Genomic DNA, 17,442 nt, shown 5'->3' on the forward strand with positions numbered 1-17,442 from the left:
GGGCAAAGAGGCTTAGCGACATATGCCCCGCGGGGCGGCGTCCGTCACGGCGTGACTTCCCAGGCGAACATCATGGCGTGGTCCTCGTGCGCCAGGTTGTGGCAATGCCCCACATACGGCCCCGTGAAGTCCCTGAAGCCCCGGTAGACGATCACTGACTCGCCGGGGTCCAGCGCTGCGGTGTCTTCCCTCGAGGCGTCATCGGGGTGCCCCGGATCCACCGTGCGGGTCACGTCCTTGCCGTTGCGCATGACGGTCCGGTGCTCCTCCATATGCAGGTGGAACGGGTGCACCCAGCCGCCACCGCCGTTGCGCAGCTCCCAGAGGTTGAAGCTGCCCTTCTTTTGCCGGGCCAGGGGTGTGCGGCCGGCACGGTTTGTCAGGCTCGCCAGCACGCTCGCCGGGTCGAAGGGCTTGCCGTTGATGAGCCACTCGGTCTCGCCGCCCACGCTCCCGCGCTTCACCTCGAAGATCATGCGGTTATCCAGCAGACTCTGCCAGTTGGACGGCAGCGGCGGGAGCGGACGCAGGGCAGCGGGTATCTGGCTGTCATCCTGCGCGGTATCGCCAATCACGATCTTCAGGACCGGCACCTTGTACTTCGGGTCGGGGAAGAACCGGGACGAATTCGACCACATCCGGCCGTTGGGCATCTTCATGACGTTGGTCAGGTAGACGACGTCGCCCTTGGTGGTCGGTGTGCCGTCCTGGTACCGCGTGAAATCAACGATCACCTCGCGGCGCTTGGCCGGCCACAGCTCAAAGGAATCCCGCTTGATGGGGATCGGCAGGAGCCCGCCGTCCGTGGCAATCTGGGTGAACTGCATGCACTGCTGGCCGTCCTCGATGCGGTACTGGCCCTCAAGCTCGTCGTCCTCGTAACCGAGCGACGCCGACGATTTGGGGCCCAGCGTCGAGCTCATCAGCTTGAACTCGTAAATCCGGGAGACGGAGGCGTCCAGGAACCGGAAGCGGTACTTGCGCCGCTTCACCGTCAGCACCGGAAAGGCCGTGCCGTTGACCGTGCAGACGTCGCCGACGAATCCGTGGTTGGGGAAGTGCTTGTAGAACGTCTTGCCCCACCACTCCGGATGGGTCGCCGGGTTCTTGGCGGCCGGGAACTCGCCCTGCACATCGTGGATGTCCTTGTGCATGGTGACGCCGTCGTCGAACCGGAAGTCGGTGAAGGCCAGCGGGATATCGTACTTGACGTCGAAGGATCCGTCCGGGTTGTTCGTGCGGACCCCCGGCAGCCGCAGCCCCTGCCGCTCGTCACCCATATCCGTGCCGTTCTTCGGGTCATAGATCGGGTAGAGGCCCACCAAGCCCTTGTACACGTTCGAGCCGGTGTGGTCCATCGTGTGGTCGTGGAACCAGAAGAAGCTCTGCTTCTCGCGGTCGTCCCCGCCGGCGGGCCGGTTCAGGTAGAGGTTGTCGACAGACATCTGCGGCCTGAAGCCCGGGTGCCTCGGCCCTGCCACCATCGAGTAATGCGGGTTACCGTCACTCTCGGGCGCGGTGTGGCCGTTGTGCAGGTGGGTCAGGAACGACAAGTCGGGAGATCCGAAGTCCTGGCGGTCCAGGTTCAGCGGGTTCTCGTCCAAGTGGTTCTCGAACCGGACCAGGACCGGCCTGCCGTATTCGGCGTTGATCATCGGCCCAAGGAAGGTGCCGTTGAAACCGTAGATCGTGCTCGGAGGCAGGGCCCGCCTCGTGCCTGCGGCGAATTTCCTGCCGGAGGCATCGAACGAGACAGCCGGCCTGCCGTTCGAGTCGATCGGCAGCACCTGCGACGTAGTGAACGAGTGGGTCCGCAGAAGCAGGTTGATCTTGTAGACGATCGGGTCTGGAAGGCCGACCTGGCTCGTCCAGACCTGGTGCCGTTCATTGCGCAGCGAGTTCTGCTGACCCGGTCCCGGTCCCGGCGGATTCCGCCAGGCGCTGAAGACGGATTTCGGCACCGGTGCCAGCGCCTTCGGGATGCGCAGCGGGTCGCTGAACGGCGAGATGATCAGCGGGCTGGTGGGGAATTTTTCAATGTAGAACAACTCGTCACTTAGCGCCGTCGACGCGGCGGCGAAGGCGCCGTCCGGCGAGAGCAGCCCCCGCTGAGCCAGCAGCGGAGCGGCCCAGGCCTGCGCCGCCACGAGTGCGGCCCCTGCTCCCCGGCCGCCCCCAGGCGCAGTATCGTGCGCCGCGCGACCCCGCTAGATTCTGCAGATTCCTCGGACATGGTCTGCGCCTCCTTGGCGTGGGGCACACGTCAACACAGCTGCACCGATCGTCACCTTCATGCGGTTCCGAGACCCGACTCCTGACCACGAGACCTCCTCGTCCCGCGGGTAACTCTTCTGCGCGATTCCCCCAGGCGACAACTGTGGGTTGCGAACCCTGCAAAAAAGCTGGCACCCAAACGCTGCAGACCCTCCAAATTGGCGGTGAACGTCCGTGGCCGGCGACGGTCCTGCACCTTCCCAGATCGTCCAGGTCGACTACGCCGCACGGCGGTGTCGGCTCGGCCGGCCGCGCCGTAGTAATTCACTGCCCGATCGCGGCGTTGAGTCCGGCGGGGCTTGTTTCCCGCTGCCATGTCACCGGCTGCACATTCACGCCGGGAAGGACCGCCCCCTCGTGTAATCCGCGCGCCTGCCCGTATTCGGTCTCTGGGCGCGAAGCGGCAGGTACCGGGCACTCGGTGCGGGTCTTGGCTGTATGAAGATCGCGGCGGCGAGAATTCACCAAAGCCCGTTTTTTCATGACCGCGGCTCCTTTGACGGGTCGCCGTGCTGTTCTGACATCGCGAAGAATGAGTTCTCGCCGTCCGTCGCGGACCTCTGGAACGGTCCCGCCTGGACGAGGTTGGCCGGCGCCCGGCCCTCGGCGAGGGCGGACAACTGCTTCGCCAGCAGCTTGCGGATTCGTGGTTCGAAGGCGTTTCCGCCGATGTGTGGTGTGATCAGCGCGTTCGCGGCCTGCCAGAGAGGGTGTTCCTTCGGCTACGGTTCGGGATCGACGACGTCGAGTGCGCAATGCAGGCGACCCGAGGCCACCTCTGCCGTCAGAGCGTCCGTGTCCACGACGGGTCCTCGCCCGACGTTGACCACCAGCGCGGGACGCACGGCACGCCCCGGCGCCGATGATCGGCCCCGCAACGGACGCTGGCCGCCGACAGTGCCGCCAGACCGCGGCACGGCAGCGACACGCGCATCTCATGTCCGCGTGATTGGCGAAGCCAGTGCCACCATCGATATATGAGCGCTCCAACGGTGGATGCAGCGATCAATGACCTCATGGACTGGGCTTGGCACGCCGTCTACGAACTGCTCGCGGCGAATGGCCTGCTCGGTGAAGGTCTGGATGTCCGGGAGTACACCGGGATGTCATCCTGGGTGGAGGGCCCGACCCGCTATACGGTGGTGCACTCCCTGTCGGTGGCCATTCTTTTCATCGACACCGATCCGGTGGACGCCATCAGTTTCCACCGTGATCTCTTGGGTTCGGAGGACCCGAAGTTGTTCTTCAGCGCCGACGCGGTCGAACGCCAAGGGGTGAGGCCCCAAACCGGTCGCGGGACGGATTCCATCGATGGGGATCTTCACTTCACGCGAGGATGCCGAACGCTTCATCGCCGGCGATCCGTTCACAGTCGAGGGGCTCGCCGTTCCGCGCATCCTTGAGTGGAACGCCTTGCGCTTCGATTAGCGCAACGCCGCCCGTTGGGCCCAGTACACTTCCACATCGAGCGCACCGATGGTGAAGCATGACGCTCGCATTGCTTGCCGCCCTAAAGCCAGACGACCCGAAGCGCAATTAATGGTCCCACGCCGGCATCCAGCGCTCCGGGCAAATCCGGCAGACGGCGGCCCGGCCCTCGCCCCGGATAACCGCTAACTGAGGACAGAGTTGTTGGCTGTATTCTCAATAGGCGGACCGGCGATCTTGCCGGTCAGGCGTCTCATGGGGGGATTGTAGTGAAATTTGTCAAGGTGCCGGTGGCCGCTGTGGTCGGCGCTCTGCTGCTGCTCGGCGCACCGCCGGCCCTGGCTGGCGAAGGCTCGGTCGTTGACGTCGGGGGCGTTCCCCTCGGCGTTGCCACGGACTCGGATGGCACGGTCTATGTGTCCAACTACGGGCTTCCCGGCGGCATCCGTGTACTTCAACCCGGCGCAACGGAACCATCGCGGACCATCCGCACTGGTAGTTATCCGTCGTCGCTCGCGGCCGCCCCGGACGGCACCCTCTATGCCCTGCAGGGCAGTCCGGGCAAAGTTGAAATCGGCGTAATCGCCAAAGACGCGGATGCCGTAGCGAGGACCATACCCGTCTCCCCCGGAGAACACCGGCTGGCTGTCGGGCCGGACGGGTCGCTCTATGTCGTGAACCCGTCCGAGCGCACGTTGTCCGTGATCCTCCCGCACGGCACTGCGGTGGACCGGAGCATCCCCGTTGGTTCCGGGGCGAGCCAGGTGGCCGTGGCGAAGGACGGGACAGCGTTCGTCACGAACCAGTACGACGGCACCGTGTCCGTCGTCCCGCCCAGCGCCGTGCGCGCCGCCCGCACCATCGACGTCGGTGCCACCGCCAACCCGCACGGCATTGCCGCCGGGCCGGACGGCACTGTTTACGTCGCGACCGTCAAACGCGATGAGGTCGCCGTCATCGAAGCCGGCGCCACAGCGGTGGCCCGGACTGTCTGGGTGGGCCACGGACCACAAGATGTCGCCGTAGCTCCTGACGGCACCGCGTACGTCACGAACAGTGGGGACCAGACCCTGTCGGTCATTCCGTCCGGAGCTTCGGAAGCAACGCGCACAGTCGCGACGGGCAAAGACCCGGGGCGCCTCGCGGTGACGCCGGACGGCACCGTCGTCGTCGCGAACAGGGCAGACGCCACCCTGACCGTTCTGGCACCAACTGCCACTGCGTCTGACGCGCCGTCACCCGCCGTCGTTCCTTCAACGACGGCGGCCGCCCAGGCGGACAGCGTTCCCGCGGGAAGCGGTCCTCCTTGGCTGGCTGCCGCTGGCGGCGCTGCCGCGCTGGTCCTGGCCGGTACAGCGGCCGCCCTTTGGCGCCGTCGAAGGTCCTGACCCTCCCCCAGGTACCAACTCGCAACCCGGCCGCCGATTTGGTTGCGGTGAATGGCCACAGCTGTTAGTCCTGAGGTACGTGCAGGGCCGCCATAAGGTCGCTGCGTTGGAGAGCGACAGGAAGAGTGGCCATGGTGCGCGAGAATCCTCCGGTGAAAGAACCCGACGAGAACGACATCGAGGTCGGGATGCCCAAGAACTGGGCCGCCGGCATGCCGGGCGTGCTGCATTCCATGGTCCCGGCTTTGGAGCATATGGGCGTGGAGCGGACGCGGAAAACCCTGCTGTCCATGAACCACAAGGACGGCTTCGACTGCATGAGCTGCGCATGGCCAGACCCGGATCACCGCAAGGCCTTCGAATTCTGCGAGAACGGTGCCAAGGCCGTCACCTGGGAGGCGACCCCCGTTGTCGTTTCATCCGACTTTTGGGCCGGGCATCCTGTGTCCGACCTGCTCAGCCGCTCCGAGTACTGGCTGGGCATGCAGGGGCGCCTGACCGAGCCCGTCTACAAACCTGCCGGCGAGGACCACTACCGGCCGGTCAGCTGGGACGAAGCGTTCTCGATTGTCGGCAACAAACTCAACAGCCTCGATTCCCCTGACCAGGCTGCCTTCTACACGAGCGGCCGCACCTCCAACGAGGCCGCCTTCGCCTATCAGCTGTTCGTCCGCGGCTACGGCACCAACAACCTGCCCGACTGCTCCAACATGTGCCACGAATCCTCCGGCTGGGCCATGGGCCAGACCATCGGCATCGGCAAGGCCACCATCTCCTACGACGACTTCGGCAAGGCCGACCTGATCATCATCATGGGCCAGAACCCGGGCACCAACCATCCCCGCATGCTCACCGCCCTGGAGGAGGCCAAGGACAACGGCGCGGAAATCGTCGCCGTCAACCCCCTGCCGGAGGCGGGCCTGAAAAGGTACAAGAACCCCCAGCAGGTCAAGGGCATCATCGGCCACGGCACCGAGATCGCCGACCAGTTCATCCAGATCCGCCTCGGCGGTGACATGGCCCTGCTCCAGGCCGTCTCCAAACGCGTCCTCGACGCCGAGGCCCGGAACCCCGGGACCGTCCTGGATCACGCGTTCCTCCAGGAGCACTGCGAAGGCCTCGAGGAGCTCAAGCTGCACCTCGCCGAGCTGGATGAAGACGCCGTCCTGGAGGCCACCGGGCTGCGCGTCGAAGAGATCGACGAACTGGCCGCCCGCTACCTCAAAGCCGATAAGGTCATCGTCACCTGGGCAATGGGGCTGACGCAGCAGAAACGGGGTGTGGCCACGATCAAGGAGATCATCAACCTGCTGCTGCTCCGCGGCAACATCGGCAAACCCGGTGCGGGCGCCTCGCCGATTCGCGGCCACAGCAACGTCCAGGGGGACCGGACGATGGGCATCTGGGAGCAGATGCCGCCGTCGTTCCTGGATGCCCTCGGCAAGGAGTTCGATTTCGAACCGCCCCGGGACCACGGCGCCGACGCCGTCAAGACCATCCAGTCCATGCGCGAAGGTGGCATCAAGTTCTTCATGGCCATGGGCGGCAACCTGGTCGGGGCGATCTCGGACAGCAACGCCGCCGAGGCCGCCATGCACGGCACCGAGATGACCGTCCAGGTCTCCACCAAGCTGAACCGGTCACACGCCGTGACGGGCAGCGAGGCCCTTATTCTGCCCACCCTGGGACGCAGCGAAATCGACCGGCAGGCCGCCGGCGAGCAGTTCGTCTCCGTGGAAGACACCGTCTGCGCCGTGCACCCCTCCTTCGGCAAGGTTGAACCCGTGGCGGCGGCCCTGCTCTCCGAGGTCGCCATCATCACCCGGCTGGCTCGGGCGACCATCCCGGGCAAAACAAGCGCCGACTGGGCCGGCTTCGAGAAAAACTACGATCTGATCCGCGAACACATCTCCCGCGTCGTGGACGGCTGCGAGGACTACAACACGAAAATCCGCCAGGAAGGCGGCTTTGTCCTGCCCAACGGCCCGCGCGATTCCCGCACCTTCCCCACGCCGACCGGCAAGGCCGTGATCACCGTCAACGAGCTGGAGCACCTGGACCGCCCGGCCGGCACCCTAATCCTGCAGACCCTGCGCTCACACGACCAGTTCAACACCACCATCTACGGCTTCAACGATCGCTACCGCGGCATCAAGAAGGGCCGGCACGTCATCTTCGTCAACCCGGAGGATCTGGCAGAGCTCGGGCTGACGGACGGCCAGCGGGTGGACGTCCACGGGATCTCCGACGACGGCGCGGAGCGCGTACTGCGCAACTACCGGATCGTGGCCTACCCGAGCGCCAAGGGGTGCGCCGCCGCCTACTACCCGGAAGCAAACGTCCTGGTTCCCTTGGAGAACGTGGCCCACGGCAGCAATACGCCCGTGTCCAAGGCCGTGATCGTCCGGCTGGACCCCGCCCGGGAGCAGGAGCCCGTGGCGCCAACGACAGCGGCCGGGGAGTAGGGCCCGTCCGTCCACGCGGCGGAGCCAGGGCCGGTCGACCGGCCCTGGCTCCGCCGCTTACTGGGCCGTTCCGGACCAGCCGCCCCGTCCCCAATGCTCGTTTTCCAGCAGTCGTTCGGCAACGTCAATGGCCGAGTTCACGGAGGCCTCCACACCGGTCTTGCCGTTCTTGGCGCCCTGACCGGCCGCGAAACCGACCAGGAAAGCACTGACCGGACCGGCCGACGGGTTGACCGCCTCAGCCGATTTCGCCGCCAGGTCCAGGATCGCCTGATCTTCGACTTCCAGGTCCAGGATCTGCAGCGCCTGGGCCAGGCTCCTGCTCCAATGACTCAACTCCCGCTGGTCATCATTCGACTCGGTCATGGCTACTCCTCCATCAGTTGAAGTGCCTTCCGCCGGCAAAGAGGCCCGCGAAAGCAGTGTCGGTCTCCACCCTTGCACCGGGAGCGGCTGAGCACAACGCAAAGCAGTGCGGGCTGCCCGGTGAGGGCACCAGCCGTGTGGATTTATTCGGCCGGGCCTGCCTGCGCGGCGTAGGCGATGGCCTGGTCGCGCACGTGGCTCACGTAGGAATCAGACTGGTTGTAGGAGTAGATGGCGTCGGTCCAGCCCTGCGCGGTGGTGAGGTCGCGGCTGCCGGCGCAGAGGTACGAGGCGGCACTCAGGGCGGCATCGTCGATGCTAAGGGGGTCGGCTTCGCCGTCCCCGTTTCCGTCCCGCCCGGCCAGCTGCCAGGTGGTGGGAATGAACTGCATTGGTCCCACGGCGTGGTCCCAGCGGGCGTCGCCGTCCAGGGCGCCGTCGTCCGTGTCCGGGATGGCGGCGAAGCCGTCGCCGTCGAGGCTTGGGCCGACGATGGGCCGGCTCGCCTGCCCGGCGGCATTCAGGCTTCCGCCGCCGTGAGTTCCGTGGGCGGATTCGATGAAGCCGATGGCCGCCACCGTGTTCCAGCCGATCCTGCACGCCGGTGCCTCGGCGTTCGCCACCCCGGCCGCAGCCGCGTAGGCACGAAGGGCGCGGACCGGTATCTCGGTCCGCGCCGCCGTCCGGACGAGCCATTGGGCGTCAAACTTGCCGTGGGTGACGTTGACGGCGCTGTTGGCTGAGAGCACCCCAAGTTTCGCCTCCGATTGGGGCGGCGGATTGGCCCCGCTGGCCTCCGTACCGGAGACGTGGAGCGCCCAGAACGTGAGACCGGTGATGACGCAGAACGCGAAAAGGGCGAGGACCGCAAGGCGTTTCAGGCGGAGCATCTAGCCGAACCAACCCGCGGGCATCCCGGTCCGGGCGTCGTCGTAATCGGTTGCCACGTGGGTGATTCTCTTTCCGGGGGTTGTTGTCTGACCGGAATGCAACCTACACCATTGCACGGAGTTTCCCTGCCGGGAGGCCCATCGGGCACTACGGAAGCGCGCCGTCCCGGACCTGGATAACTCATTTCCCAACTGTCGCAGTCGCTGGCCGGCAAAGTGGTGATCGACCCGTCCAACCCAATAGGCCCCGACGGGCACGGCGGCTATACCAACACGCTGCCGGCCGACCGATCAGCTGCCTCGGTCCTGGCGGCCCTGCTCCCCGCCGGAGCGCACTTCGTGAAGGCCTTCGGCACGCTGGGAGCAGAGGCCCTGGGTTCGGCGGCCAACCGGCCATCCGGGCGCGCGGTTCTGTTCTATGCGACCGACGACGACGACGCGGCCGAGACGGTGGAACGGCTCATCATCGCCTCCGGTTTTGATCCGGTCGAAGCCGGCGGAATCGACGCGGCCGGCCGGCTCGAGCTGATGCGCGGCGACCTTCACCAGAACGGCGGGCTGGGCGGGAAACTTCTGAACGCCGACGAAGCCCGGGCCGCTCTCTAGGTAGTCCTACCGGTGGCGACGCCGGCCTAGCCGACGGCAATGAAAGGACGTGGCGTAAACTGCGCGGCGGCGAGAGAATCCTTATAGGAGACTGAACAGGACCCAAAGGAGTGTGCAGTCATGATGACTGCTGCGCATGCGCGGGCGGTGGTTAGCCGGGACGGGTATCTCCCGATCGAGGACCACGGGCTTATCGGCGACGGATCCACCTGCGCGCTGGTGGGGCGTGACGGGGCCATCACGTGGCTCTGCCTGCCAGAATTCGACAGCCCTCCCTTCCTGGCCGGGATTCTCGATATGGAGTACGGCGGCCGCTTTGAAATCGCCCCGGTTCGAACGCTGGCATCCTTCCAGCGCTACACCGAGGATTCGTGCGTGCTGGTCACGTCACTCATGTCCGACCGCGGCACGCTCCAACTGACTGACGCCCTGACCCTGCGCTCCGGTGCCGACCTGTCGGAGCCGGTCCCGGCCGGCCGCTCCGAACTGCTACGGCACGCGAGGGCAGTGGGCGGGGACGTCCCGATCCGCATCCGCCTGATCCCCAAGGCCGGTGTCACGTTCAACGCGCTGGCCACTGGCTGGAGATTCGACTGGCGCCAGGACGGAATGCAGGAAGTCTATCTGTGGTCTTCCGTCGAACTCCTTCCTGACGGGCACGGACTGTCCGCGGCCTTCACGCTTCGCGCGGGAGAATCCCTGACCATGGTCCTGCACTGGGCAGGCCGGTTCCGGCTGCGTCAGCATCCGGAATCCAAGAAGCTGATCGACCAGACCGTGTATGCCTGGCGCCGCTGGGCCTCCGGCCTGGACTGCGAAGGTTCCCAGGCGGAGCTAATGAAGCGCTCCGCCCTCACGCTCAAAATGCTGGACCATGCCGAGACCGGCGCCATTCTGGCAGCCGCGACGTCGTCCCTGCCGGAATGGCCCGGCACGCCGCGCAACTGGGACTACCGGTACACCTGGGTCCGTGACGCCTCATTCTCCAACTATGTTCTCAGGCGCATTGGCGACCCGAGCGATGCGGACGTGTTCCTCGCATGGGTCCTGACCAACGTTGAACGCGACGGCGTGCCGCACGTGATGTATGCCCTGGACGGATCCCAGCCGCCCGACGAAGTACAGGACCCGCAGTTGCGGGGATACCGCGGATCGGCGCCGGTCCGGTGGGGAAACGGCGCCCGCTACCAGCTCCAGCACGATGTGTATGGCGAGATCATCGACATCGCCTACCAGTGGTCGGGGAGCGGCAAGCGTGTGGACAACCGGCTCTGGGCTGCGCTGACGCCGATTGTTGAAATGGCTATCAGGAAGTGGCGCGTCCCGGACTCCGGTCCGTGGGAAATCCGTGGCACGGGCCGCCCCTTCACCTACTCGGCGGCGCTGTGCTACGTCGCCATCGACCGCGCCATCCAGATCGCGCGCAGGGACGGGCTTCCGTACCCAAAGCGCCGCTGGGAGGCAACCGCCCGGGAAATCCGGCAGGCTGCCCTGAACCAGTCCTGGGATGCCAAGAGGCGCACGCTTACTGAGCACCTGGGCGGGAGCGGAGGGCTGGACGCGTCCTTGCTCTCGCTTCCCGTTCGAAATGTGATTGATTTCGATGACCCGCGGATGGTGTCCACTACCAAGGCCATCGCCGCCGAACTCGATGCCGGAAACGGCCTCCTGTTCCGCTATCTGCCTGAGGTTTCTCCGGACGGGCTTCCCGGCAATGAGGGCGCGTTCCTGCTCTGCAGCTTCTGGCTGGTGGACAACCTGGCCGGCCAGGGCCAGGTTGAAAAGGCCCACGAACTCTACGAGTCCCTCTGCAGCCGTGCGAACCCGCTGGGATTGCTGCCGGAACAGATCCATCCGGATACCGGCGAATTCCTCGGAAATTTCCCCCAGGCGTTCAGCCACGTCGGCGTCCTGGCCAGCGGGCTGCGGCTGCTGAAGGCCGAGCGTCGAGCCGCCAATAGTCGGCCCCAGTCCTAGGAATCGGGTCCGGCAATTGGTATCCGCTGACGCGCTCGAGTTCTATACTCATTGCACCGGCGGATCACTGCAGTCGCAGCGACGGTAGCGTGGAAGGGTCGCGGTCACCGTGGTCAGGAATCCATTCAAGCACCCCATGCATGGACATGACGATAAGTCGAAGACCGGCATTCACCATTCTTCCTGGCTTCAGCGCGAGAACGACGCCATCAGCCACGGCAAGAGCAGCCTCTTCTTCATCGCCCACGAAGGTCCGCCGCCGCCGTCGACGACCTGCATTCAGGGACACGAAATCCCGCCCGGGGAAACCACCTGCAGTAAAGGGCATCCAATCGGCTAATAAGCGGACGCTGATCTGCATACCGTCACTCCCCCACCGGGGAAAGCCGTTGGGTCTGCGTGCTCATGCTTCCAAAACACGGCCCAGTGCCGTGAACCGGCCGGCGCTGATCTGCCAGTCAGCGCCGGAATGCATGGCCCTGCCCGAACGTTAATTCCATGGACGTAATTTGGGTACCTGCCCCTCCGGAAGCGCGGGCAGGCCAAGGAACAGGAAGGGAATGAGTAACTCCATAGAATCCGTGGAGGACGACGGCGGGAATGTCGCCACGTACCGACGCCATGCCAACGGCGGCGGTCTCATCGGCCGGGGCGTGAAGGTGGGCGAGGCGTCAGTCATCGGGGCCGGCACGTATGTGGAAGCGGGCGCCCAGGTCGGTTCCGGATGCCGCATCGGCGCCGGCAGCTGGATCAACCGGAGGGCGCACATCGGTGACCGCGCCGTCATCGGGGACGCCGTCTACGTGGGCGCGGGTGCAGTCCTCGGCAACAGCGTCCGCATCGGAAGCCACTCGCGCATCGGGGCCCGCGCTCAAATAGGGGACGGCGTCCGACTGCACGCCGACAGCACCGTGCCCGAAGGCGCCGTCATCTCAGTCGTCAACAGGCCGTCTCCACAGCCTTCGGCAGCCGCCTTGGCCGGCCACAAACGGCCGAAGCGGAGCGCGGCGTAGGGATGCGCCGTTCCGGTCAGCCGGCAGCCCGGGCCGCAACCCGGCAGAAGTGCGGGCCACCTGGATCACTGGTATGACTCCGGGAGCCATGCGCCCAACACGGCCAGCGCACTGACCCAGGTTGTTCTCTGCCGTTTCCGGCCCGCACCGTCGGGATGACCCCTGCCGCTCCCTTTATTATGGCGCGGCCCTACCCTGATTCCGCGGGCCGCCCGGAATCCCGGGTGACGGCAGCCGTGCTGCTCCGGACCACGAGTTGAGGGGGAAGCACTTCAAAGCTTTGGGGCCGGAGGGGGTCGGCCATGCGCTGCAGGAGCAGATCCGCGGAATGTATGCCGACGTCGCGGCTGACGGGGTCCACGGTGGTCAGCGAAAGGTGCCGGATCTGACCCAGGTAGGTGTTGTCGTACCCGACGAGTGAGAGCTGCGCGGGAATGCTGACGGAGCGCTCGGCGGCGGCAGAGAGCCCTCCGACGGCGAGGACATCGTTGGCGGCAAAGACGGCGGTGGGCTGCCGCCCGCCGTCGAGAAGCCGGCTCATGGCCTCAAAGCCGGACCTTTCAGTCATGTCCGTCTGCTCCACCCGGACGTAGTCTTGGAGGCCGTTGCGGGACATGGTGTCCCGATACGAGCCGGCCCGCAGGGCACCGGACCTGGTGGGTGCGGCAAGATGGGCGATATCGCGGTGGCCGAGGTCTATCAGGTGTTCGACGGCGATGCGCGCGCCGGCGACGTCGTCGTTGGCGACAAGGTCTGCCGCTGGCAGGTCGAAGCCGCGGATGCCGGCTACGACCGTCGGTGTGTGCATGGATGCCCGTGTCAGGTCGTCGTCGGGCGCGATGTCTCCGGCGATGACGAGTCCGTCCACACGCAGATCCATGAACGGGGACACCGGGCTTTCTCCCGGGCGGGCGAGGTAGCGGGGGTCGCCGAGGACCATCCGCAGGTCTTTCTCCAGGAACACGCTCCTGAGCCCATCGAGCAACTCCACGAACCAGGGATTCGCCAGGTCATCGAGCAGCACTCCCACAATGCCCGTGCGTCCGCTGGCCAGCGAGCGCGCTGCGTTGCTCGGCCTGTAGTCCAGGGCGGCCATTGCCTCGGCGACGGCTGTTCGCTTTTGCTCGCTGACCTTGGGCGAACCCCGCAGCACCAGGGAAACGAGTGCGCGCGAGACGCCGGCTTCCTGCGCAACGTCCTCAATGGTGGCGCGCTTGCCCGTTCCCCTTTGCATCACTTCATTCCCCGACAATTGCCCGCCTCTTTCCGGCCAGCGTACCGCGCGGGGGCGGCGGGCACCCGCCGCCCCCGGCAGCCTCGACTGGAAGAGCCGCTTACGGCCGGTGCAGGGCAACTGCTGTCTCTTATACACATCTAGATGTGTATAAGAGACACCGCCGCGTCGCCGCGGACTCGCCGGCCGCCGTCGCCGTCGCCGTCGCCGTCGGGGGAACGATGATGGGCAAAGCGCCGGTGCGGAAATGCACCTCCAGTTCTTCCAGGGACTGCCCGCTCGTCTCCGGCACGAACTTGGCAACGAAGACCAGGGACAGAACATTGACCAGCACAAACACGGCGAAGGTTCCCGTCGATCCCAAGGCGACCACGAGGATCGGGAACAGGAAGGAGATCGCCGCGTTGACGGTCCACAGGGCAAAGACCGCGATCCCCATGGCGAATCCCCGGATGGCCATCGGGAAGATCTCCGAAAGCAGCAGCCAGACGCAGGTCCCGATGAAGCACTGCACGAAGGCCACGAAGAGCATCATGGCGGCCAGGATCGTGTAACTGACGGCGTTGGACTGCGGAAGCATGAAGACGACGGCGAGAAGCGCCTGGGATCCGACAACACCGGAGAATCCGATGATGAGCATGCGGCGGCGCCCGACGAAGCCCAGGAGCCAGATGCCCACGATGGTCATGACCACCGATGTCACGCCCACGGCAATGGTTGCCACCAGCGACGCGCTCACACCGAGCCCGCTGCGTTCAAGGATGCTGGGCGCGTAGTAGTTCACCGTGTTGATCCCGGTCGCCTGCTGGACGACCGCGAGTCCGATGCCGATCCACAGCAGCCGGCGCATCCACGGGTTGTTCTTCAGGTCGCGCCAGGCATGCGAGCGCTCGTTGCGGGCCGTCGTGGCGGACTCGACGATCTCCTTGTACTCAGCCTCTGCTTCGTCCCGGTCCCGGCTCAGGTCCAGGATCCGCCGGCTATCCGCGAATCGGTCCCGGAGCGCGAACCAGCGCGGCGATTCCGGCAGCATCAGCATGCCGATCAGAAGCGCAATCGCGGGGATCGACGCCACGCCGAGCATCAGGCGCCACACGGACGTGTCATGGATGAGGGTGTCGAGAAGAGCGTTGATGGCGAAGGCGAGCATCTGACCGGTGACGATCATCAGCTCGTTGATGGTGACCATGCGGCCCCGCAGGTTTGCCGGCGCCATTTCCGCCAGATACAGGGGGCAGGTTACCGCCGCCGCGCCCACACCGAGGCCGAGGATCACGCGGGAGGACACCATGAAGGCGACATTGGGGGCGATGGCGCAGCCCAGGGCGCCCAGGAGGAACAGCAGTGCGCAGACAAGGAGCGTGCCGCGGCGGCCGAGTGCGTCAGCGAGCCGGCCTCCGGTCAGTGCACCCGCGGCGGCGCCGGGGAACAGCAGGGCACTGACCACCGTCGCCTGCTCGACGGCGTTCATGTTCAACGAGTCCTGCATGTACAGCAGCGCACCGGAGATGACTCCGGTGTCGTAGCCGAACAGGAGTCCGCCAAGCGTGGAGATGATGGTCAGGCGGGTGAGATACCCGCCGTGTTTGGAGCCCGATGCGGGCCGGTGTGCTGCGTGCAACGACATTGTTGACATCCTTGGATCGTTCGGCCGGACTGCCACGGCCTTCGGGCGGGGAATGCTACGAGTGGTGCAGTTCAGTTCCCACCAGATTAGAGCGCTCTAATCGCTGGGTCAATAGTTTGTTCTGACATACGCTCAAAGTATGCGCACCACCGGAAGGAGACATCATGCGCGGCAACCGCACGCAGTCCCCCGGCACACTGACCTCCCGCCTCAGCGAGGCTGGTCACCGCCCGTACTGCGCGGCCCATGAAGCTCGCCGCCACGAGGCGCTCCCAGCCCCGCACGCGGACGCTTCGCGCGTGCGGTGCAGGCTCCCTAAACTCCGGCGCCGTACCCCCATACGGCGGCGCCGGGCCCCCCTCCGCCCAAACCCCGGGCCCTGCAGCTGCCGGCCTTCACGTGCGCCAGGCCTTCCTCCACCAGTGCGGCCCACCGGAGCGTGACACCATCCGCCGTGGCGAACTCCCCGATGCTCCACTGACATCCCGAGCCCGTTGCTTGTGTCATGCGTGCGACGCCAATTCCTGACGTCGCGTGAGGTACAACAGCGAGACGCAGTGGCCGCTGCTGAGCCAATACTGAGAGTTGTTGTGGACAGGCTGAGAAACCTGGGCCCGGACTTTGTATATGGCCGGTGACGGTTGCATCCTTGGAGCATGGATGCTGTCCGGACGCTTGCCGGCCGTGGCCTGCCCCGGAAGCTCTGGGGTGTGCGAAAACGCGCAACGGCCACTGCTGTCTTCGTCGTGGCCGTGGCGCTCCTCATTGGCGGCCTGACGCTGCTGATACTGCTCCGGACGTCGCTCGTCTCCGCCGCGGAGGTCGCCGCCCGGGCCGAAGCCGCGGAGGTCGCCGCCCAAATCTCCGGCCAGGGCCTGGATGAAGGACGCCACTTCATTGAGTCTGGCGCGGACACCGGGCAGTATGTCCAGATCCTGGATCCGAAGGGGGCGGTTCTCGCCTCCTCGGTGCCTGCCGCGGCAGCAACTCCCCTGACCGCTTCGCGCCCAAGCGCCGGGCAAATGCTCATCCAGGGTGTGCCGGAACTGCCCAGCCTCGGAAACGACGACGAGTTCCTGGTTGTGGCGACCGGCGTCCGTGACAAGGGCGCCCTCTATACGGTGGTGGTGGCAGCCACAGTCCAGGTCGAGGCCAACACCGTCGCCACCGTGTCGTGGTTCGTGCTCGGCGCCATTCCGCTGCTGTTGGCGCTGGTAGGGATCGCCGTCTGGATGCTGGTAGGCAGGTCCCTGCGCCAGGTGGAGAGAATCCGCGGCCAAGTCGCCATGATCAGCGCCCGCCGCCTGGACGGACGGGTGGAGGTGCCGCCCACGGCCGACGAGATACAGGCCCTGGCGCAGACCATGAACTCGATGCTGGACCGGATTGAGGCAGCCGATCTGGAACAGCGGCGCTTCGTCTCGGACGCCAGCCATGAACTGCGCAGCCCCCTCGCCACCCTCAGCGCCGGGGTGGAAATTGCCGCCGCCGACCCCTCCGGACGCACGTGGGAGGAGATGAAGTCGGTCCTTGCCGGCGAGACCGCACGGATGCGGTACCTCGTTGAAGATCTGCTCACGCTTGCCAAGGCCAACGACGGAGGACTGCGCCTGGAGAAGTCCGACGTGGATTTGGACGACATCCTCAACGACGAGGTGGTCCGCCTGCGTTCCACAAGCCGGCACCGGATTGTGGCGCACCTCGAACCGGCCCGGATTACCGGCGATGCGCGCAGGCTGGCCCAGGTGGTCCGTAACGTCCTTGACAATGCCGACCGGCATGCCAAGTCCGTGGTGACCATCGAGATTCGCAACGGCGAGAGCCAAGCCATCATGACCATCGATGACGACGGGCCGTCTGTGCCGGCCCCGGACCGGGAGCGGATCTTCGAGAGGTTTGTCCGGCTTGATGAGAGCCGGTCCCGTGAACAGGGCGGCAGTGGTCTGGGCCTTGCCATCGCCGCCGCCGTGATGGCAGCCCACGACGGGTCGATCAGGACAACGGAAGCGCCAGGAGGGGGCTGCCGCTTTGAAATGGTCTTCCCGCACGCCGCGCCTGCCGACGAGGCCGGGGCAGGGACCGGGGCAGGGACCGGGGCCGGGGCCGGGGCCGGGGCCGGGGCCGGGACGAAAATCGCCGGGACGAGAATCCCGGGGAAGAAAGTCCCGCGCTAG

At 66.2% G+C, this 17,442-nt stretch carries 14 protein-coding genes and 1 pseudogene; 8 read left to right on the top strand and 7 right to left on the bottom strand.

What is annotated here, in order from left to right; all coding sequences use genetic code 11:
* Nucleotides 1-44: 44 nt before the first annotated feature.
* Nucleotides 45-2,147 carry a multicopper oxidase family protein gene (locus B1A87_RS17780; protein WP_260680928.1) on the bottom strand — a complete coding sequence of 701 codons (2,103 nt, stop codon included), beginning with the start codon at nt 2,145-2,147 and terminating at the stop codon, nt 45-47.
* A 606-nt stretch (nt 2,148-2,753) separates the two neighbouring features.
* A pseudogene (locus B1A87_RS17785) lies at nt 2,754-3,110 on the bottom strand (NAD(P)-dependent oxidoreductase); the annotation flags it as partial.
* A 141-nt stretch (nt 3,111-3,251) separates the two neighbouring features.
* On the opposite strand from B1A87_RS17785, the gene B1A87_RS23125 reads away from it, so the two are divergent.
* From B1A87_RS23125 to B1A87_RS17800, 3 genes are all read left to right on the top strand, one after another.
* Nucleotides 3,252-3,677, top strand: coding sequence for a hypothetical protein (locus B1A87_RS23125; protein ID WP_185982356.1), 426 nt, complete (start codon nt 3,252-3,254; stop codon nt 3,675-3,677).
* Nucleotides 3,678-3,971: 294 nt separating this feature from the next.
* Nucleotides 3,972-5,090: a hypothetical protein gene (locus B1A87_RS17795; protein WP_078028615.1), complete on the top strand. Its 1,119-nt coding sequence runs from the start codon at nt 3,972-3,974 to the stop codon at nt 5,088-5,090.
* Between the two features lie 131 nt (nt 5,091-5,221).
* Nucleotides 5,222-7,555 carry an FdhF/YdeP family oxidoreductase gene (locus B1A87_RS17800; protein WP_078028616.1) on the top strand — a complete coding sequence of 778 codons (2,334 nt, stop codon included), beginning with the start codon at nt 5,222-5,224 and terminating at the stop codon, nt 7,553-7,555.
* Nucleotides 7,556-7,612: 57 nt separating this feature from the next.
* On the opposite strand, the gene B1A87_RS17805 is transcribed toward B1A87_RS17800, so the two are convergent.
* Nucleotides 7,613-7,921 (bottom strand): DUF6457 domain-containing protein, encoded by a 309-nt coding sequence (locus B1A87_RS17805; protein WP_078028617.1) that lies wholly within the window; start codon nt 7,919-7,921, stop codon nt 7,613-7,615.
* 143 nt (nt 7,922-8,064) lie between these two features.
* On the bottom strand, nt 8,065-8,811 hold the full coding sequence (locus B1A87_RS17810) for a lytic transglycosylase domain-containing protein (protein WP_078028618.1): 747 nt from the start codon (nt 8,809-8,811) through the stop codon (nt 8,065-8,067).
* A gap of 216 nt (nt 8,812-9,027) precedes the next feature.
* On the opposite strand from B1A87_RS17810, the gene B1A87_RS17815 reads away from it, so the two are divergent.
* Both B1A87_RS17815 and B1A87_RS17820 read left to right on the top strand, forming a co-directional pair.
* Nucleotides 9,028-9,417 carry an NADPH-dependent F420 reductase gene (locus B1A87_RS17815; protein ID WP_139362841.1) on the top strand — a complete coding sequence of 130 codons (390 nt, stop codon included), beginning with the start codon at nt 9,028-9,030 and terminating at the stop codon, nt 9,415-9,417.
* A 120-nt stretch (nt 9,418-9,537) separates the two neighbouring features.
* Complete coding sequence (locus tag B1A87_RS17820; RefSeq protein ID WP_221937593.1) at nt 9,538-11,394, top strand: glycoside hydrolase family 15 protein; 1,857 nt, start codon at nt 9,538-9,540, stop codon at nt 11,392-11,394.
* 64 nt (nt 11,395-11,458) lie between these two features.
* On the opposite strand, the gene B1A87_RS17825 is transcribed toward B1A87_RS17820, so the two are convergent.
* Nucleotides 11,459-11,755 (bottom strand): hypothetical protein, encoded by a 297-nt coding sequence (locus B1A87_RS17825; protein WP_139362842.1) that lies wholly within the window; start codon nt 11,753-11,755, stop codon nt 11,459-11,461.
* 199 nt (nt 11,756-11,954) lie between these two features.
* Between B1A87_RS17825 and B1A87_RS17830 the strand changes: the two genes are divergently transcribed.
* Nucleotides 11,955-12,407, top strand: coding sequence for a DapH/DapD/GlmU-related protein (locus B1A87_RS17830; protein ID WP_078028621.1), 453 nt, complete (start codon nt 11,955-11,957; stop codon nt 12,405-12,407).
* Between the two features lie 190 nt (nt 12,408-12,597).
* On the opposite strand, the gene B1A87_RS17835 is transcribed toward B1A87_RS17830, so the two are convergent.
* On the bottom strand, nt 12,598-13,641 hold the full coding sequence (locus tag B1A87_RS17835) for a LacI family DNA-binding transcriptional regulator (RefSeq protein WP_078028622.1): 1,044 nt from the start codon (nt 13,639-13,641) through the stop codon (nt 12,598-12,600).
* On the opposite strand from B1A87_RS17835, the gene B1A87_RS23130 reads away from it, so the two are divergent.
* Nucleotides 13,622-13,795, top strand: a complete 174-nt coding sequence (locus B1A87_RS23130; protein WP_185982357.1) for a hypothetical protein — start codon at nt 13,622-13,624, stop codon at nt 13,793-13,795. The genes B1A87_RS17835 and B1A87_RS23130 overlap by 20 nt on opposite strands.
* On the opposite strand, the gene B1A87_RS17840 is transcribed toward B1A87_RS23130, so the two are convergent.
* Nucleotides 13,772-15,268 carry a sugar porter family MFS transporter gene (locus B1A87_RS17840; RefSeq protein WP_144275868.1) on the bottom strand — a complete coding sequence of 499 codons (1,497 nt, stop codon included), beginning with the start codon at nt 15,266-15,268 and terminating at the stop codon, nt 13,772-13,774. The genes B1A87_RS23130 and B1A87_RS17840 overlap by 24 nt on opposite strands.
* Nucleotides 15,269-15,924: 656 nt before the next feature.
* Here B1A87_RS17840 and B1A87_RS17845 point away from each other — a divergent pair.
* Nucleotides 15,925-17,442, top strand: a complete 1,518-nt coding sequence (locus B1A87_RS17845; RefSeq protein WP_078028625.1) for a cell wall metabolism sensor histidine kinase WalK — start codon at nt 15,925-15,927, stop codon at nt 17,440-17,442.

Source organism: Arthrobacter sp. KBS0703, assembly GCF_002008315.2.
Taxonomy (GTDB): Bacteria; Actinomycetota; Actinomycetes; order Actinomycetales; family Micrococcaceae; genus Arthrobacter.

What these genes read in the sequence shown, in the direction of transcription:
- B1A87_RS17825 (WP_139362842.1), bottom strand. Translation starts at nt 11,755, where the DNA reads ATGCAGATCAGCGTCCGCTTATTAGCCGATTGGATGCCCTTTACTGCA.
- B1A87_RS17835 (WP_078028622.1), bottom strand. Translation starts at nt 13,641, where the DNA reads ATGCAAAGGGGAACGGGCAAGCGCGCCACCATTGAGGACGTTGCGCAG.
- B1A87_RS17810 (WP_078028618.1), bottom strand. Translation starts at nt 8,811, where the DNA reads ATGCTCCGCCTGAAACGCCTTGCGGTCCTCGCCCTTTTCGCGTTCTGC.
- B1A87_RS17840 (WP_144275868.1), bottom strand. Translation starts at nt 15,268, where the DNA reads ATGTCGTTGCACGCAGCACACCGGCCCGCATCGGGCTCCAAACACGGC.
- B1A87_RS17805 (WP_078028617.1), bottom strand. Translation starts at nt 7,921, where the DNA reads ATGACCGAGTCGAATGATGACCAGCGGGAGTTGAGTCATTGGAGCAGG.
- B1A87_RS17820 (WP_221937593.1), top strand. Translation starts at nt 9,538, where the DNA reads ATGATGACTGCTGCGCATGCGCGGGCGGTGGTTAGCCGGGACGGGTAT.
- B1A87_RS17800 (WP_078028616.1), top strand. Translation starts at nt 5,222, where the DNA reads ATGGTGCGCGAGAATCCTCCGGTGAAAGAACCCGACGAGAACGACATC.
- B1A87_RS17830 (WP_078028621.1), top strand. Translation starts at nt 11,955, where the DNA reads ATGAGTAACTCCATAGAATCCGTGGAGGACGACGGCGGGAATGTCGCC.
- B1A87_RS17845 (WP_078028625.1), top strand. Translation starts at nt 15,925, where the DNA reads ATGGATGCTGTCCGGACGCTTGCCGGCCGTGGCCTGCCCCGGAAGCTC.
- B1A87_RS23125 (WP_185982356.1), top strand. Translation starts at nt 3,252, where the DNA reads ATGAGCGCTCCAACGGTGGATGCAGCGATCAATGACCTCATGGACTGG.